General features: G+C 52.3%; 13 protein-coding genes. 3 read left to right on the plus strand and 10 right to left on the minus strand.

Annotation, left to right across the window (positions count from 1 at the left end):
- Positions 1-64: 64 nt before the first annotated feature.
- From IB286_RS07210 to IB286_RS07230, 5 genes are read right to left on the minus strand one after another with little or no spacing between them, the layout of a single operon-like run.
- Complete coding sequence (locus IB286_RS07210) at positions 65-892, minus strand: SDR family oxidoreductase (RefSeq protein ID WP_190764000.1); 828 nt, start codon at positions 890-892, stop codon at positions 65-67.
- 16 nt (positions 893-908) lie between these two features.
- Entirely contained in the window at positions 909-2,897 is a 1,989-nt protein-coding gene (locus tag IB286_RS07215) for an acetyl/propionyl/methylcrotonyl-CoA carboxylase subunit alpha (protein ID WP_190764002.1), read from the minus strand.
- A gap of 45 nt (positions 2,898-2,942) precedes the next feature.
- Entirely contained in the window at positions 2,943-3,752 is an 810-nt protein-coding gene (locus IB286_RS07220) for an enoyl-CoA hydratase/isomerase family protein (protein ID WP_190764004.1), read from the minus strand.
- Positions 3,753-3,755: 3 nt separating this feature from the next.
- The gene (locus IB286_RS07225; RefSeq protein WP_190764006.1) at positions 3,756-4,913 is read right to left on the minus strand and encodes an acyl-CoA dehydrogenase family protein; all 1,158 of its coding nucleotides are present in this window, start codon (positions 4,911-4,913) and stop codon (positions 3,756-3,758) included.
- A gap of 20 nt (positions 4,914-4,933) precedes the next feature.
- A complete protein-coding gene (locus tag IB286_RS07230; protein WP_190764008.1) occupies positions 4,934-6,547 on the minus strand; it encodes an acyl-CoA carboxylase subunit beta in 1,614 nt (537 codons plus the stop codon).
- Between the two features lie 193 nt (positions 6,548-6,740).
- Between IB286_RS07230 and IB286_RS07235 the strand changes: the two genes are divergently transcribed.
- Both IB286_RS07235 and IB286_RS07240 read left to right on the plus strand, forming a co-directional pair.
- A complete protein-coding gene (locus IB286_RS07235) occupies positions 6,741-7,895 on the plus strand; it encodes an acyl-CoA dehydrogenase family protein (RefSeq protein ID WP_190764010.1) in 1,155 nt (384 codons plus the stop codon).
- An 18-nt stretch (positions 7,896-7,913) separates the two neighbouring features.
- Complete coding sequence (locus IB286_RS07240; RefSeq protein WP_223826192.1) at positions 7,914-8,591, plus strand: TetR/AcrR family transcriptional regulator; 678 nt, start codon at positions 7,914-7,916, stop codon at positions 8,589-8,591.
- Positions 8,592-8,712: 121 nt separating this feature from the next.
- Here IB286_RS07240 and IB286_RS07245 read toward each other — a convergent pair whose 3' ends face one another.
- From IB286_RS07245 to IB286_RS07265, 5 genes are all read right to left on the minus strand, one after another.
- Complete coding sequence (locus IB286_RS07245; RefSeq protein WP_190764012.1) at positions 8,713-10,398, minus strand: AMP-binding protein; 1,686 nt, start codon at positions 10,396-10,398, stop codon at positions 8,713-8,715.
- 199 nt (positions 10,399-10,597) lie between these two features.
- A complete protein-coding gene (locus IB286_RS07250) occupies positions 10,598-11,437 on the minus strand; it encodes an alpha/beta fold hydrolase (RefSeq protein ID WP_190764014.1) in 840 nt (279 codons plus the stop codon).
- A gap of 26 nt (positions 11,438-11,463) precedes the next feature.
- Entirely contained in the window at positions 11,464-12,276 is an 813-nt protein-coding gene (locus tag IB286_RS07255) for an SDR family NAD(P)-dependent oxidoreductase (protein ID WP_190764016.1), read from the minus strand.
- A gap of 63 nt (positions 12,277-12,339) precedes the next feature.
- On the minus strand, positions 12,340-13,359 hold the full coding sequence (locus IB286_RS07260) for an NAD-dependent epimerase/dehydratase family protein (protein ID WP_190764018.1): 1,020 nt from the start codon (positions 13,357-13,359) through the stop codon (positions 12,340-12,342).
- Positions 13,360-13,420: 61 nt separating this feature from the next.
- On the minus strand, positions 13,421-13,927 hold the full coding sequence (locus tag IB286_RS07265; protein ID WP_190764020.1) for a 2,4'-dihydroxyacetophenone dioxygenase family protein: 507 nt from the start codon (positions 13,925-13,927) through the stop codon (positions 13,421-13,423).
- 138 nt (positions 13,928-14,065) lie between these two features.
- On the opposite strand from IB286_RS07265, the gene IB286_RS07270 reads away from it, so the two are divergent.
- The gene (locus IB286_RS07270) at positions 14,066-15,067 is read left to right on the plus strand and encodes a helix-turn-helix domain-containing protein (protein ID WP_190764022.1); all 1,002 of its coding nucleotides are present in this window, start codon (positions 14,066-14,068) and stop codon (positions 15,065-15,067) included.
- Positions 15,068-15,112 lie beyond the last annotated feature (45 nt).

Raw genomic sequence — 15,112 nt, forward strand, 5'->3', positions numbered from 1 at the left:
AAACTAGTTATACAAGGAAGTTCTGATTAATGTCGCGAGTGCAGTAATTAATCAGGGCTTCCTTTTAGGGGTCAACAAAAATATCTAAACCCACTTCCGTGCAACTCGGGTCATTTTTGTATTGATCAAAATCCGTAACACCACGCTCGCGCAGCAGGGTTTCGTCGATAAAGGTTTCGCCGGTCACTTCTTTGCTGTTACTAATCAAAATTTCATAAGCGGCATCGGCCATGATCGCCGGAGTGCGTGAAGAATGTAGCAATGCTTTATCTATAGCGAACTCTACTGCTGCGGTGGCGATGGTGGTTTGTGGCCACAGTGCATTAGAGGCCACGCCATCATGGCGCAACTCTTCAGCTAGTCCCAAGGCAATCAGCGACATGCTGTATTTGGTGACGGTGTAGGGAATATGCACGCCTAGCCAGTGTTTGCCCAAGTTGATTGGCGGTGACAGGGTGATGATGTGTGCATTGCTGGATTTTTTCAGGTAGGGAATTGCCGCTTGCGAGCACACCAAGGTGCCGCGCGTATTGATGGAGTGAATCAGATCGAAACGCTTCATTGGCGTGTTTTGAGTGTTTTCCAAAAAGATCGCGCTGGCGTTATTAATCAGTGCGTCTATGCCGCCAAAGGTGGCTGCCGCTTGTTCCATCGCCGCTTGAACTTGGGCTTCGTCGCGCACGTCTAACTTCAGTGCCAAGGCTTTGCCGCCGGCTTGTTCAACTTCTGCGGCAACGGTGTGGATGGTGCCGGGCAGTTTAGGATGGGGTTCATCTGATTTGGCGGCGATAACGATATTGGCACCGTCGCGGGCGCAGCGCAGTGCGATCTCGCGGCCAATGCCACGGCTGGCGCCGGTAATAAAAATAGTTTTGTTTGCTAGGGATGACATGGTTTATCTCCTGTATTTATTCGGCGCTGTCGGCGGTTACGCTGACCAGAAGCTGACGGATTTTGACTTGATCACCGGCCTTCACGGTGAGGCTTTCAACAACGCCATCGACGTCGGCCTTGAGTTGGTGTTCCATTTTCATGGCTTCTAAAACAACCAAGGTTTGGCCCTTGCTGACGGTATCGCCTTCCTTCACCAAGACATCGACAATGGCGCCGTCCATCGAGGCGAGGATGCGGCCATTGCCGGCACTGCTACCTTTCTTGGCAGCGTAAGTGGTGTTTTCAAAGCAGGCGTTGCCGAATTCACTGTTGAGCAATAAGCGGTCGCCATCAATGTGATAGCTGACTTTTTCGCGCACGCCATTTTTGATGTACACGCATTGCTTGGCATCGGCGCTGATTATTTGCAGGCTGAGCGTATTTTCGCCCTGACGCACTTCATAGCTTGGCTGCTGGCCTGAAGCCGTCACATTCATTTCAACGCTATAGGTTTCACCTTCGTGGCTGAGGCGATATTGCCAAGGCGCGCTGGCACCATTTCGCCAACTCAGTAATTCGGCGTTGTGGGCGCTGTTCACGCCGCTATGGGTGTACATCAAAATTGCAGCCAGGCCGAGGGCTTGTAATGACGGCGGGGCGGCTTGAATGCTGACATCGTCACTAAAATGCTGTTCGATAAAGGCGGTGGTGGCGCCGCCCTCGGCAAATACTGGATGACGCAAAATATTGGCGAGGAAGCGCTGGTTGTTGTTTACGCCTAGTAACAGCGTATCTTCTACCGCGCAGATCAAGCGGCGGCGAGCTTCTTCGCGATTGCTACCGTAGGCGATGATTTTAGCCAACATGGGATCGTAGTGCGGGCTTACGGTTTGACCCTCGCGGATACCGTGGTCAATACGCACGCCTTCGCTCTCTGGTAATTGCCAGCGGATCACATCGCCGGTTTGCGGCATAAAGTTATTGCGTGGGTCTTCGGCGTAGAGCCGTACTTCCATGGCGTGACCCGTTAGCGAAATTTGTTCCTGAGTCAGTGGTAGCGTTTCACCGGCGGCGACTTTAATTTGCCAGGCGACCAGATCTTGTCCGGTAATTAATTCGGTAACGGGGTGCTCTACTTGCAGACGGGTATTCATTTCCAGAAAGTAGAAATTGCCATCGGCGTCGGCCAAAAATTCGACCGTGCCCGCGCCGCGATAATTGCAGGCTTTGGCGGCATTCACCGCCGCTTCGCCCATGCGGGCGCGAAGGGCTTCGCTGACAAAAGGCGAGGGCGCTTCTTCAACCACTTTTTGGTGGCGGCGTTGAATAGAGCAGTCGCGTTCACCCAGATACACGGCATTTCCGTGTTGGTCGGCAAACACTTGAATTTCGATATGGCGGGGTTGGATAACCGCGCGTTCCAAAATTAGCTCGCCACTGCCAAAGGCGCTTTTGGCTTCGGAGGCTGCGGTTTTAATGCTGGCTTCCAGCTCTGACTCTTCCATAACCAAACGCATGCCGCGACCGCCACCACCGGCGGAGGCTTTGACCATAAGCGGAAAACCAATTCGTTGGGCTTCGCTAATCAAGCGCTGAGCATCTTGATCGCTTTCTTGGTAACCGGGAATACAAGGTACGCCAGCTTCGATCATGGCAATTTTGGATAAGCGTTTGCTGCCCATTAATTCAATGGCTTCTGGCGAGGGGCCAATAAAAGTGATGCCAGCGTTTTCGCAATCGCGGGCAAAACCGGCATTTTCAGAGAGAAAGCCGTAGCCGGGATGAATGGCATCGGCGCCAGTTTGTTTGGCTGCGGCCAGAATTTTTTCCGCGACTAGGTAAGATTCGCCGACGGGGGCGGCACCTATGCAAACCGCTTGATCGGCAGCTTGCACATGCAGGGCATTGGCATCGGCCTCGCTGTATACGGCGACAGTTCTATAGCCCAGTGCTTTTGCGGTGCGGATAACGCGAACGGCAATTTCACCACGGTTGGCAATCAGAATTTTTTGAATGCTATTCATCACTCGTTTCTCAATTTGTTATTTATCTCTGCGCTTGAGCAGGTCTTACTGTGCCCAACTGGCAGCGCGTTTTTCGACAAAGGCTTGGGTACCTTCGCGGCCTTCGTCGCCTTGTACTGCCGTTGAGAACTGCTGTGCGGCCTTATCGAGCAGGGTTTCATGCTCCACTTGTCCCACACTTAAAATCAGCTCTTTGGTGACACGATTGGCCAGCGGTGCACAGCGTTTAATTTGTTTAAGTTGCTGGGCAAGTAGCTCGTCCATCGCCTCGGGAGAGTCGGTAGTAAAGTGCACCACGCCCAAGGCTTTTGCTTCTTCCCCTTTGAAACGCGCACCGGTTAGCACGAGTCGGCGGGCTTGAGTTAAACCGACGCGGTTAACAACAAACGGGGCAATTTGCGCAGGTGGTAAACCGAGACTGGTTTCCGGTAAGCCAAACTGGGCGTTGATGTCGGCAATGGCGATATCTGAAATACAGGCGAGACCGAAGCCGCCACCGAGAACCGCACCTTCGAGCAGGGTGATTACAACTTGCGGGGCATAGTTGGCCTTGGTAATCATGCGACCAAACGCGCGATTTAAAACAAAGAAGGGATCTTCGCCATCGTTTTGACTAGCGGCTTCACGCGCGCGGCTCATATCTTTAATGTCGCCGCCCGCACAGAAATTGGCATCGGCGCCGCGTAATACAACAGCGCGGATATCACTGCGATCGGCAATGGCATCAAAAGTCGCCATCACTTCGTTCACCAGTTTCAGGTTCATGGCATTGCGAACCTGAGGGCGGTTCAACGTCAGGTGCAGTACACCGGCTTCTTCGCGCAATAGAATTTCTTCACAAACAGGAAGACTCATGACTCAGCCCCCCTTGCCGGGGTGAATGCCCAATTGCTTGGCGATAATGCCAATCATCACTTCATCGACGCCACCGCCGATGGGAACCAGGCGAGAGTCACGGTAAAAACGGTTGATAATGGATTCTTCAACATAGCCCATGCCGCCCCAGAATTGCAGGCATTTATCGGGAATGCTGCGGCTGAGTCGGCCCGCCATCAGCTTGGCCATAGAAGCCAGTTTGGTGATATCTTCGCCGTTGATATGGCATTCGGTAGCGCGGTAGAGAATCGAGCGCAAGGCCTCGCATTCGCTCTGCATTTCTGCCAGCGCGTAGTAAATGCTTTGATTGTGGATCAGCGGCTGGCCAAAGGCTTTGCGTTCCTGTGTGTAGGTGATGGTGCTGCTTACACAGGTTTCCAACTGGCTCAGTGCCATGGCGGTGCCGAACAGACGCTCTTCTTGGAACTGCTGCATTTGGTAGATAAAGCCTTTGCCTTCCTCACCAATGCGGTAACGCTGGGGCACCCGTACATTGTCAAAAAACACCGGTGCGGTATCTGAAGAGCGCATCCCCATTTTTTTCAGCTTGCCCGCCACGCTCACACCGGGGGTATTGGCGGGGACGATAATCAGGGATTTATTGGCGTGTTTGGGGCCGTCACCGGTATTGGCTAGCACGCAGAAATAGTCGGCCTGAGTGGCATTGGTAATCCACATTTTGCTGCCATTTAAAATATAGTCATCGCCGTCTTTGCGGGCGGTGGTGGTGATGGCGGCAACATCGGAACCGGCATCGGGCTCAGATACGGCAATAGAGGCGACCATTTCGCCGCTAATGGCGGGAGCGAGGAATTCTTCGCGCAGTGTATCGCTGCCAAACGACGCCAGTGCCGGTGTCGCCATATTGGTTTGCACACCAATCGCCAGTGGCACGCCGCCGCAATGTGCCGTGGCAATGGCTTCGGCAAACACCACTTCAAAACTGTAATCCAAACCCATTCCGCCATAGGCTTCGGGCTTGGTAATGCCGAGCATGCCGCGCTCGCCTAATTTGCGAAACAGCGCATGGGCGGGGAAGATGCCTTCGGCCTCCCACTGTTCGATAAAGGGGTTCATTTCCGCTTCTACAAAAGCCAGCACCGAGCGGCGCAATTCATTGTGTTCCTGAGTAAAGAGCATGATGTATTTCTCCCCTTAAATTAGAAACGGGCGATGCCGAAGGTATTGCTGCGCAGAGGCCGCTGATCAGACTCGCGGCAAATATCCAACAACAAGCCGAGAATTTTGCGGGTGTCGCGTGGGTCGATCAGGCCGTCATCTTCCATGCGCGCGGTACAGGCCAGTGCGGTGGTTTGGCTTTCCATTTGCTCACAGGTGGATTTTTCCATCGCGGCCAGTTTGGCTTCGTCCACTTGGCCGGCTTGTTTCATTTTGGCTTCAGCAACAATGCGCAGCACCATGCCGGCTTGCGCGCCACCCATGACCGAGGTGCGGCTATTGGGCCAAGAGAACAAGAAGCGCGGATCAAAGCCGCGACCGCACATGGCGTAGTTACCGGCACCATAGGAGCCGCCAACATTGATCGACAGTTTTGGAACTTTAGCGTTGGCCACCGCCTGAATCATTTTGGAGCCGTGTTTGATAATGCCGTTGCGCTCGGGGTCGGTGCCGACCAAAAAGCCGGTGATATTGTGCAAGAACAAAATAGGCGTATTGCTCTGCTCGCAAAGTTGAATGAACTGGCCACCCTTGGCTGCGCCGGGCGCGGTAATTGGGCCGTTATTGGCGATGACGCCACAGGCATTGCCTTCAATTTTGATATGGCCACAAACGGTTTGGCTGTCGTATTCCGGTTTGAAATCTAAGTACTCAGAACCGTCGGCAATGCGGGCGATTATTTCGCGACAGTCGTAAGGCTTTTTCGGATCGCTGGGAACTACGCCAAGCAGTTCATCGGGTGAATACAGCGGCGCTTTAAAGGCTTTTGCCGATTTTTGTGGAAGCTGATCATTCCACGGTAGCTGCGCCATAATATCGCGCGCAATACGAATGCCGTCGGCATCGTCTTCTGCCAGATAGTCACCCACACCAGATTGGCCGGTGTGCATTTCCGCTCCGCCCAATTCTTCATCTGTGGCAATTTCGCCAGTCGCCGCTTTCAGCAGCGGTGGCCCAGCTAGATACATCGCGGCTTGTTCGCGCACCATAATAATGTAGTCAGAAAGGCCGGGTTGATAAGCGCCGCCCGCCGTGGCACTGCCGTGAACTACGGTAATTTGCGGAATACCTGCGGCAGAAAGACGCGCTTGATTAGCAAAGGTGCGGCCACCGGCAACAAACATTTCTGCGGCGTAGGCGAGATTCGCACCACCGCTTTGTGCCAGTGCCACTACCGGCAATTTATTCTCTAGGGCAATGTCTTGCAGGCGCAGTTTTTTCTGTAAGCCGATGGGGGAAATGGTGCCACCCTTAACGGCAAAATTATCGACAATAATTAAGCAGCGCACGCCAGACACATAACCGATACCGGCAATAGCGCCGGCGCCGGCTCCGGTGCCGTCTTTGTCGTCGTACATCATAAAGCCGGCGAGGGAAGAGAGCTCCAAGAAGGGCGCGCCTTGGTCGAGTAACAAGTTAAGGCGATCTCTAGGAAGTAACTGACCGCGTTTGGCGTAGCGTTCGCGGGCGCGTTCGGCGGCATCAACCACTTTGGTCTCAATGCTCCGAAATTCAGTCACATGGCCCTGCATTTTTTCGCAGTTGGCGGCGAATTCCCCAGAGTGAACGTCTAGCTGTGATTCCAGTGATGGCATAGGAATAGCCCTTCTTCAAAACGGTGTTGGACGGTTTTGCTTGCCCGCAGGCAGGCCCCGATTTATTGGTGGGGTGTACTATAACGAGAAAATTCACTACCAAGCAAGCGCTTGGTTTGTTATTTTATGATCATTCGATCAAATCCGGTACAGTTCGCTGTTTCGGGTCTTTAGATGGTGTTAGAGGTGAGAGATGGCAGCATTAAGCTACTTTGGTGAAATTCATTCAATTATTCGGGAAACCGCGTCCAGCTTTGTGCGTAAGGAAATCCTGCCTTTCATCGATGACTGGGAGGAGGCGGGGAGCTTTCCCCGTGAGCTGTATAAAAAAACCGGAGATGCGGGTTTGCTGGGCATTAATTACCCAGAAGAGTACGGCGGCACCGGCGGCGATCTGTTTCAAAAAGTGGTTTGGCTGGAGGAGCTAATGCGCGCTGGCTCGGGCGGTTTAACCGCGAGCTTGGGTTCTTTGGATATCGGTTTGCCGCCACTGGTGAAGTTTGGCGATGAGGCGTTGAAGCGGCGGGTAGTGCCGGAGGTTCTTGCCGGAGAAAAAATTTATGCCTTGGCGATTACTGAACCCAGCGGCGGTTCGGATGTGGCTAATTTGAAAACCCGCGCTGTGCGAGAAACCGTGAATGGCAAAGACTATTTTCGAGTGAATGGCAGCAAAACCTTTATTACCAGTGGTACGCGGGCGGATTATTTTACCGTGGCCGTGCGTACCGGTGGCGAGGGCTATAAGGGCGTAAGCCTGTTGATGGTGGAGAAAGACACTGCCGGATTTAGCGTGGGTAATCCCTTGAAAAAAATGGGCTGGTGGGCCTCGGATACCGCCGAGCTGTTTTTTGATGACTGTTTGGTGCCGGCTGAAAATTTAATCGGCGAGGAAAATCAGGGGTTCTTTATGATTACCTCCAATTTTCAGAGTGAGCGGCTGACTTTGGCGGTGATGGCCAATATGACGTCGGAGCTGGCGTTAAACGCTTGCCTTGATTACGTAAAAGAGCGCAAGGCCTTTGGTCAGTCATTGTCAGGTTTGCAAACGATTCGCCACAAGCTGGCGGATATGGCGACGCAGCTAGAGGCGAGTCGTGAGTTGGCTTATCGCTGTGCCGCGAGAATGGATAATGGCGAGCAGATTATGAAAGAAATCTCGATGGCTAAGAATTTTGCCACCGATGTAAGCGATAAGATTACTTACGATGCGGTGCAGATTTTTGGCGGTATGGGTTTTATGCGCGAAAGCCTTGTTGAGCGCTTGTATCGTGATAACCGAATTCTTTCCATTGGCGGCGGAACGCGGGAAATCATGAACGAAATCATTTCAAAACAACTCCAGATTTAAGACGGAGTTTGGCCCCTTATGCTGCAGCCGGTACAATTCTCCTCAAGTGATTCCAGATTGGAGCTGGATGGAGATGCGAATGTGAGTATGGGAGTCTTGTTGCGCCGCCTGATTGATGAGGGCTGTGTTTCTGATCCTGAGAGTCCCAAAGGGCGTTTACTGGCGGCGGCAGCGCGACAGTTTAGGCAGAAGGGCTTTAGTCGTACCACGGTGCGTGATCTGGCGGCCGAGGTGGGCATTTTATCTGGCAGTATTTTTCATCATTTTAAAAACAAAGATGAAATCTTATTTGCGGTGATGAACGAAGTGGTGATCGCGATGGAGGAGCGTCTGCAAGTTCGTTTGTCGGCAGCAACTTCCACGCGGGATAAAGTGCGCGCTTTGATCGAAAACGAGCTGCAATTTATTCACGGCCCAACGGGTGATGCCACGGCGGTATTGATCTATGAATGGCGTGCGCTTTCTGAACCCTTGCAGCAAAAAATTCTAGAGCGTCGTCGGGCGTATTTTAAACTTTGGCACGACACCCTGATTAAGGCAGAAGAAGAGGCTTTGATTACGGTTGAGCCGGATTGCCTGCGGCAATTACTGCACGGTGCAATTGTGTGGAGTATTCACTGGTATCAGCCGCAGGGGCCGATGCCTTTGGAGAGCTTGGTGGATCAGGTGTTGAGTCTGGCGATTAAGAGCGAATAAGTTTTCGCTCGCTTTGCTCAGGTTTCTGCTCAGAAGTTTTTACTCTGAGTTTTTTAATAAAAGGGGCGCTCAATTGGGGCGCCCCTTTTTATTTGCGTGCGATTTTTTTCGTGAAGGGTATTTACGCGCTGGCGAGTGTTGGGCATTCCCAGACTACGGTTTTACGCTCGGCATACCAGGCATCAACCGTTTCAGAATACCGCTCTTCAATAATGTTGCGGCGGATTTTCATGGTCGGTGTCAGCATACCGTTTTCAATGGTCCAGCTGTCTTTCACCATGACTGCAAATGAAAGCGCCTCGTGTGGATCAAGGGTTTGATTCACCTGTTCCAGCAGCTCGCTGATTTCAGATTCGAACTGGCGTTTTGCCTCGTTGCAGCTCAGTTTTTCACCCGCAATGGCACTAGGCATTAACAATACAAAGGGCTGAGCTTGATTCGCACCGCTTACGCAAACCGATTCCACCAGTGGGTGACCAATCTTGCATTCAATTGGCACTGGGGCGACATATTTGCCTTTGCTGGTTTTGAAAATTTCTTTCAGGCGGCCAGTGATTTTAAGGCGACCCAGTTCATCTACCTCACCGAGATCGCCAGTGCGGAACCAGCCGTCATCGGTATAGGCTTCAGTGGTTTTTTCCGCATCTTTGAAGTAACCCATCATGCCGCCGGGGCTTTTGATTTGCACTTCGCCCTGTTCAGAAAGGCGACGCTCTACACCGGGAACGGCCTCGCCCACGTAGCCGATGCGCGAACGGTTGGGGAAGGAGAGGTGAGAATAGGCAAAGTCTTCAGACATGGCGTAGCCTTCCAGCAATTCCAGACCGATGCTGCGGTACCACTCCATCACTGAAGGTGCCAGTGGTGCTGAGCCGGTTACGGCAATACGGGTGTCTTGCAGGCCGAGTTTGGTCAGAATATTTTGCTGGGTGGCCTTGGCGGTGTTTTCATCGGCTAATAGCTCGCTGAGTTTTTCCTGCGGAACTGCCGCTAAAACGCCCTGTTGGAATTTCACCCACAGGCGCGGAACCGATTGAAATACCGTGGGGCGAGCGCGTTGCAGGTCGGTGGCAAAGGTTGTGAGTCCTTCGCTGAAATAAACCCGGAAGCCGTGGCGCAGGGAATTCATTTCTACTGCAGCCGCTTCAAATACGTGGGCCAGTGGCAAGTAAGAGAGCATCCGGTCTTCAGGGGTCAGTTCCAGCAGGTGACCAATGACTCGTGAGCCGGCTTCCAGTGCGGTGAACGAGCACATGACGCCCTTGGGTTGGCCGGTGCTGCCCGAGGTGTAAATCATTCGCGCGAGTTCGTCTTTATCGCGCGGAATGATCGTCTCGGTGGGTACGGTATTGGCAACAATTTCGTCCCAGCTTGGTGCCTCTACTCCCGTGTGAGTCGCACCATTGATTAATACCATTGGCATATTGTCGGGAACACCGGGAGCCATACTTGCCCAATTATCGAGTTTACCGACGAACAGCATTTGCGATTCGCTGTGCTCAAGAATATAGCCAAGGGTTTCTGAATTGAGCGATGGGTAAACTGGGAGGCTGACATGACCGCTCATCCAAATTGCCAGATCCGCTAAGATCATATGCGCGCAGTTGCTGGACAAAACGGCAATGCGGCTGCCCTGCGGCAGGTCCATGCCTTGGATGTAGTTGGCCATGCGTTTGGCTTCATCCAGACATTGCGCCCACGTGTAGTCACGCACTTCGCCTTTATTCGGCTGGCTCAGGTAAATGGCGTTTGGTTGTTGCTCCGCCCAATGCTGCGCGCCTTCTACGGGCGTCCAAAACGTAGTCATTATTGTCCTCTGCTTATAGATTATTGAGCCCTGTCAGTGGGCTTAGAATTTTTGTAATGGGATGTCGAAAAATAAAACGGATGCTAGTCAATTGGGGGCGACGATAAACCTAACTTTGGTTGGGAAGTCGCTAACTAATTGCGACTGAGCCCCCGGCAATGATGAAAATTGCTAGTAATAAATAAGAAGAAAAATGCACTTAAGCGTCGATAAAGTGCTCCTTCAGTTGTGCATTAACGTAGTCTGGCTGCTCCAGTGGAATCCAGTGTCCGCCGTTAACAATTTCCAAACGCCAAGGTCCATCCACCCACTTTTCGGAATTGCGCATTTGGCTTTCTACTAAAAAGACATCGCCGCGACTGTAAATGCCGAGGGTGGGTACGGTGACGCGAGGATGGGTTTTCAGCAGTGCCGTCACTAAGCTGGCGCGATAAATACGCAAGGCCGCTCGGAGTCGTCCGGGTTGGGAAACGCGACTCATCACTTCGTCCATTTCGGGGTGGGAGCCAAATACGCGACGTAAACTGAAGCGACCGCTGCCAAGCAGTAGGCGTTCTGCCAAGGCGCCGAGGGTAAAAAACGCGATATACCAGCCAGCCAGTTTTTGCTCCAAACCAGATTTGGCATAGGCGCTGGGGTGGCCAACCGACATGGCAACCAAGCGTCGAACGCGCTCCGGATGCCATGCGGTAAGCAACCAAGCCAGTGCGGCGCCCCAATCGTGGCCGACGACATCGGCCTTGGTGATGCCGAGTTGATCCATTAGGGCGACACTGTCTTCGATAATGGTGCGGGCGTTGTAATCCGCTAATTTCGGTGCAATTTGCGAGTGTCCGCAGCCGATGGTGTCTGGTGCAAGGCAGCGATAACCGGCGTCGTGCATAAACTGAATTTGCGCTTGCCACATCTCGGCGGTATCGGGAAAACCATGTAGAAATAAAACCACGGGGCGCTCGGTGTCGCCCGGAGCAGAGTCCAGATAAGACAGGGTTAAGCCACGGTTTGTGAAGCTGTTGCGAATGGGAAAGTCGGCAGACATGGTTTTATCCTTTTGGCGAAAGCCGTTTAACTGGCGGACAGGCGCTTGCGATGAGTTCTGACCAGGCGCTGGATATAGCGGGTAAAAAACTCGGGGACAAAGCGCGAGGCTTTGGCTAACAACTTGGCTTGGAAGCCCGGAATAATTAACCAATCGCCTTTGTCCAATCCTTCAAGAATTTTGTCACAGGCAAAGTCTGCATTCAGGCAGCCGCCCACTTCTTTTATCGCCAGTGCAATGGGGTCGCCGTGGGCGCGCTCACCGTAGACTAGAGGGGTTTCAACTTCAGGTGGGCAGACACAGCTGATCTCAAAATCACTGTCGCCATATTCATAGCGCAGGGTTTTTGCCAAGGCGATAACACCTGCTTTAGAAGCGCCATAGGCGGTGTACGCATAGTTGCTGGTAAAGCCGGCGAGCGAGGCGATAAAGGCCAGTCTGCCACCGCTTTTTAATTTTGGTATTAGCGCGTGGGCAAAGTAAAAACTGCCGTTGAGGTTGATGTCGACAACTCGTTTAAACTCTTCACCACTCATATTGGTCATGGTTTTATTGAGTACTACGCCGGCGCAGTTTAGTGCTAAATCGACGGAGCCAAATTGGTCTACTGCCTCATTTACTGCAACGTGAACCCGCTCGTCGTTGGTGATATTGGTTTCGAAAAACGCCCAGCTTGATTTACCCTGAGTTGCAGCTTGATCCAGTTTGGCGCGGCTTTCATCGCTGACTGCCAAATCTAAAACGCTGACATTTTCACCGCGACGCAGTACGCGTGTTGCCACGCCCAAACCTAGACCGCTACCTGCGCCAGTGATGAGATTGTGCTTTGCTGTGCTCATTATTGTTGTCTCTAATTACTATTTTTCTTGTGCTAAAAATTATCTTTTCTTGTAGAAAGAACGTTATAGCTCACCGATTTCTTTAAGCCACTGCTCTGAACGTTTAAAGCCTTCGTCCAGTTTAACTTTGGGCTCATAGCCTAGTTTGGTACGGGCTTTGTCGATGCAGTAATTGCCTTTGCGGCTGAACCACAGCATGGTGTCGGGCGTGACTTCGGCGGCGCGTCCCAACTTGCGATTAATATTCCAAATGGTGGTGGTTAAGGCGAGCGCCAGTTTTAAGGGGATGCTTTTCGGTGCCCCTTTGCGGCCTGCCCACTGCCAGTGATGGCTAAAAAAGTCGCGGCAGCTGATGGCCTCATCGCCCGATAAAATAAAGATTTGGCCGATGCCCTCTGGCAGCCCTGCGGCAAGCATGGTGCCGTCTAACAGGTCATCGATAAACACGGGTGCGAAGCAGCCTTGACCGCCATTGGGTAACAGCAATTGACCTGCGCGAGCCATTTTTAGCGGCTCAATCAACCACGCGCGAGAGCCGGGGCCGTAAACATCGCCGGGGCGAACAATGGTGCAGTCAATTTCGCCGGCAGCGTGAGCGGCCAATACTAAATGTTCGCTGGCGGCTTTAGTCACTCCGTAACGGAGTTGTTCACCAACTACGGTGGGGCAGGTTTCATCGGCGCCATCGCTGAAGTCGTAACCCATGGCGGCAACAGAGGAATATTGCAAAAAACGCTTAGCTTTAGCCGCAATTGCCACGTCCAAGGCATTGCGTACGCCCTGCACTGAAATGTCTCTATAGGTTTGCCATTCGGCGGCAAAAGACACTACCGCAGCGGTATTAATAAACAGCTCGCAACCTTCGGCGTGTTTGGCCCACTCCGAGGGGCGGGTTAAGTCACCGGCAATCACATTGCGCTCGGGGTCGGCCATTAAGTCCATGCCGCGCACTTCTGCGCCAACGGCGCGGTAACGTGCCATTAAGCAGCGGCCAATAAAACCATTGGCGCCGGTAATAAATACGGATTTTGGTACAGCCGGGCTTTGTCCCTGACTGCCTTTGGGCATTTCAGAAATTGTCATTATTGTTCTCGGTAGGCCCGATCTTTTGACCGGGCTTCGATTTTATCGCTTATTTAGCGACTTACTTGTCGGTAGTGTAGCGGTGTTGGGCTGGCGTAATGTACTTGGCCGGTTCCATACCACGCTCTTTCACCAAGGTGTCGAAAATCTGCATAAACCATGTGGTATCCATAATACCTACATAGTTACCTTCAGCATCAAAGTTGATATTGGCACCGTGAACCACCATCAGGGTGTCGGTGTTTTCGGTGTTGTCCGCTGGGGTCATAAAGGTGTGGATAGAACCGCCGGGCTCGTACAAATAGCTGCCTGCAGTTTGTGGCTGGTCGGGATATTCCACGTAGTTCCATTTGCCAGACAGGGTGAACAAATGCACGGTGCCGGTGTGGTAGTGCTTGGGCAGAGTCACACCGGGTTTGAAGATCGCGCGAACAACCCAAACGTTTTCGTGTGGGTCGAGGTACAACGGCTGTGCATCAACACCGGGCATGGCTTCTTCGAAGATCGGCAGCTCATTGGTATTCAGGGTGAGCAGGGTTTTGTGGTCGATGATTGGAGTTGGAATCATAGGGTGTTGCCTCCGATTGCGGATCGCTTGTTGTTATAGAGGGCAATAATACTGCGGGGATATCCGTCGAATTTCTTGATTTTTTGCGAGTAATTTTTGATTATTTACGAGTTATATTGCCATTTTAATGGGTGAAGAGTGGATTATTTGGTTCGCAGCGGTGCATTACTGGGCTACCCGGAGCTGGTTGCTTCTCTGGGTGAAAGCCCTGCGGAATTGATTGCTGAGCAGGGTTTACCGCCGGCGATTTTTCAAAATAGTGAACTCTATCTTTCCTATCTCAACTTAGCGCGCTTGCTTAATTCTTCTGCGCGGCGCTGCGCTCGCGATGATTTTGGTGCCCTGCTTGGGGCTTATCAGGGCTTGGAAGTGACCGGTGCATTGGCCTCTATGCTGTGCCTGCAATCGACGATGGCGCGAGCCTTGGAAATGATTCAACGGCATGTGGATTTTCATGCGCGGGGTGTGTTGATTACCGCAGAAAAAGAAAACGCGGAACTGGTCTTAAGCATGAATTTTGCCTTTGTTAGGCAAGTGGATTGCGATCAATTGGCCCAGCTCAGTTTAGGGTTATTACACCGTATTTTGACTCAACTCTATGGCGATGTGTTGGCGCCACTGCGGGTAGAACTTCGGCAGGCCCGGCCCGCTTCAGAATCTGGCTGCATTCAATTATTTGGTCAGAATATTCTTTATGAGCAGGCCTATGACCGGCTGCGATATCCCGCTAATTTATTGCTCAAGCCGGTGAAGGTGCAATTGGAATTGCGCGAGCGCTTAAGTCGAATTTGGCGTCTTGATCGCGGCGAGGCATTGGGCTTGAGTCTTTCTCAACAGGTCGAGCGGGCGGTGGTGGCCCTGTTGCCAACCGGCGACTGCAATCTGAATAATGTCGCGCATATCGTTGATCTTCATCCCCGCGTTTTACAAGAACACCTAAAGGCCAGAGGGCAGAGTTTTAGCCAGATTTTAATGTCGGCGCGGGAACAGCTCGCTCGCGAACATTTGTTGCGCAGTGATGTCAGTATGACCGAGTTGGCAATCCATCTTGGCTATAGCGAGGTGGCGGTGTTCAGTCGCAATTTCAAAAAATGGACTGGGTTTTCTCCATTGCAATGGCGAAAGCGTCATCAATCGTAAAGGCAGTTTACATAACTGTGAAACAGCAAGTTTTATAACGCCTCA

Origin of the sequence: Spongiibacter pelagi (genome assembly GCF_014705705.1) — a bacterium.
GTDB classification, from domain to species: domain Bacteria; phylum Pseudomonadota; class Gammaproteobacteria; order Pseudomonadales; family Spongiibacteraceae; genus Spongiibacter; species Spongiibacter pelagi.

What these genes read in the sequence shown, in the direction of transcription:
- IB286_RS07210 (WP_190764000.1), bottom strand. Translation starts at nt 892, where the DNA reads ATGTCATCCCTAGCAAACAAAACTATTTTTATTACCGGCGCCAGCCGT.
- IB286_RS07215 (WP_190764002.1), bottom strand. Translation starts at nt 2,897, where the DNA reads ATGAATAGCATTCAAAAAATTCTGATTGCCAACCGTGGTGAAATTGCC.
- IB286_RS07220 (WP_190764004.1), bottom strand. Translation starts at nt 3,752, where the DNA reads ATGAGTCTTCCTGTTTGTGAAGAAATTCTATTGCGCGAAGAAGCCGGT.
- IB286_RS07225 (WP_190764006.1), bottom strand. Translation starts at nt 4,913, where the DNA reads ATGCTCTTTACTCAGGAACACAATGAATTGCGCCGCTCGGTGCTGGCT.
- IB286_RS07230 (WP_190764008.1), bottom strand. Translation starts at nt 6,547, where the DNA reads ATGCCATCACTGGAATCACAGCTAGACGTTCACTCTGGGGAATTCGCC.
- IB286_RS07235 (WP_190764010.1), top strand. Translation starts at nt 6,741, where the DNA reads ATGGCAGCATTAAGCTACTTTGGTGAAATTCATTCAATTATTCGGGAA.
- IB286_RS07240 (WP_223826192.1), top strand. Translation starts at nt 7,914, where the DNA reads ATGCTGCAGCCGGTACAATTCTCCTCAAGTGATTCCAGATTGGAGCTG.
- IB286_RS07245 (WP_190764012.1), bottom strand. Translation starts at nt 10,398, where the DNA reads ATGACTACGTTTTGGACGCCCGTAGAAGGCGCGCAGCATTGGGCGGAG.
- IB286_RS07250 (WP_190764014.1), bottom strand. Translation starts at nt 11,437, where the DNA reads ATGTCTGCCGACTTTCCCATTCGCAACAGCTTCACAAACCGTGGCTTA.
- IB286_RS07255 (WP_190764016.1), bottom strand. Translation starts at nt 12,276, where the DNA reads ATGAGCACAGCAAAGCACAATCTCATCACTGGCGCAGGTAGCGGTCTA.
- IB286_RS07260 (WP_190764018.1), bottom strand. Translation starts at nt 13,359, where the DNA reads ATGACAATTTCTGAAATGCCCAAAGGCAGTCAGGGACAAAGCCCGGCT.
- IB286_RS07265 (WP_190764020.1), bottom strand. Translation starts at nt 13,927, where the DNA reads ATGATTCCAACTCCAATCATCGACCACAAAACCCTGCTCACCCTGAAT.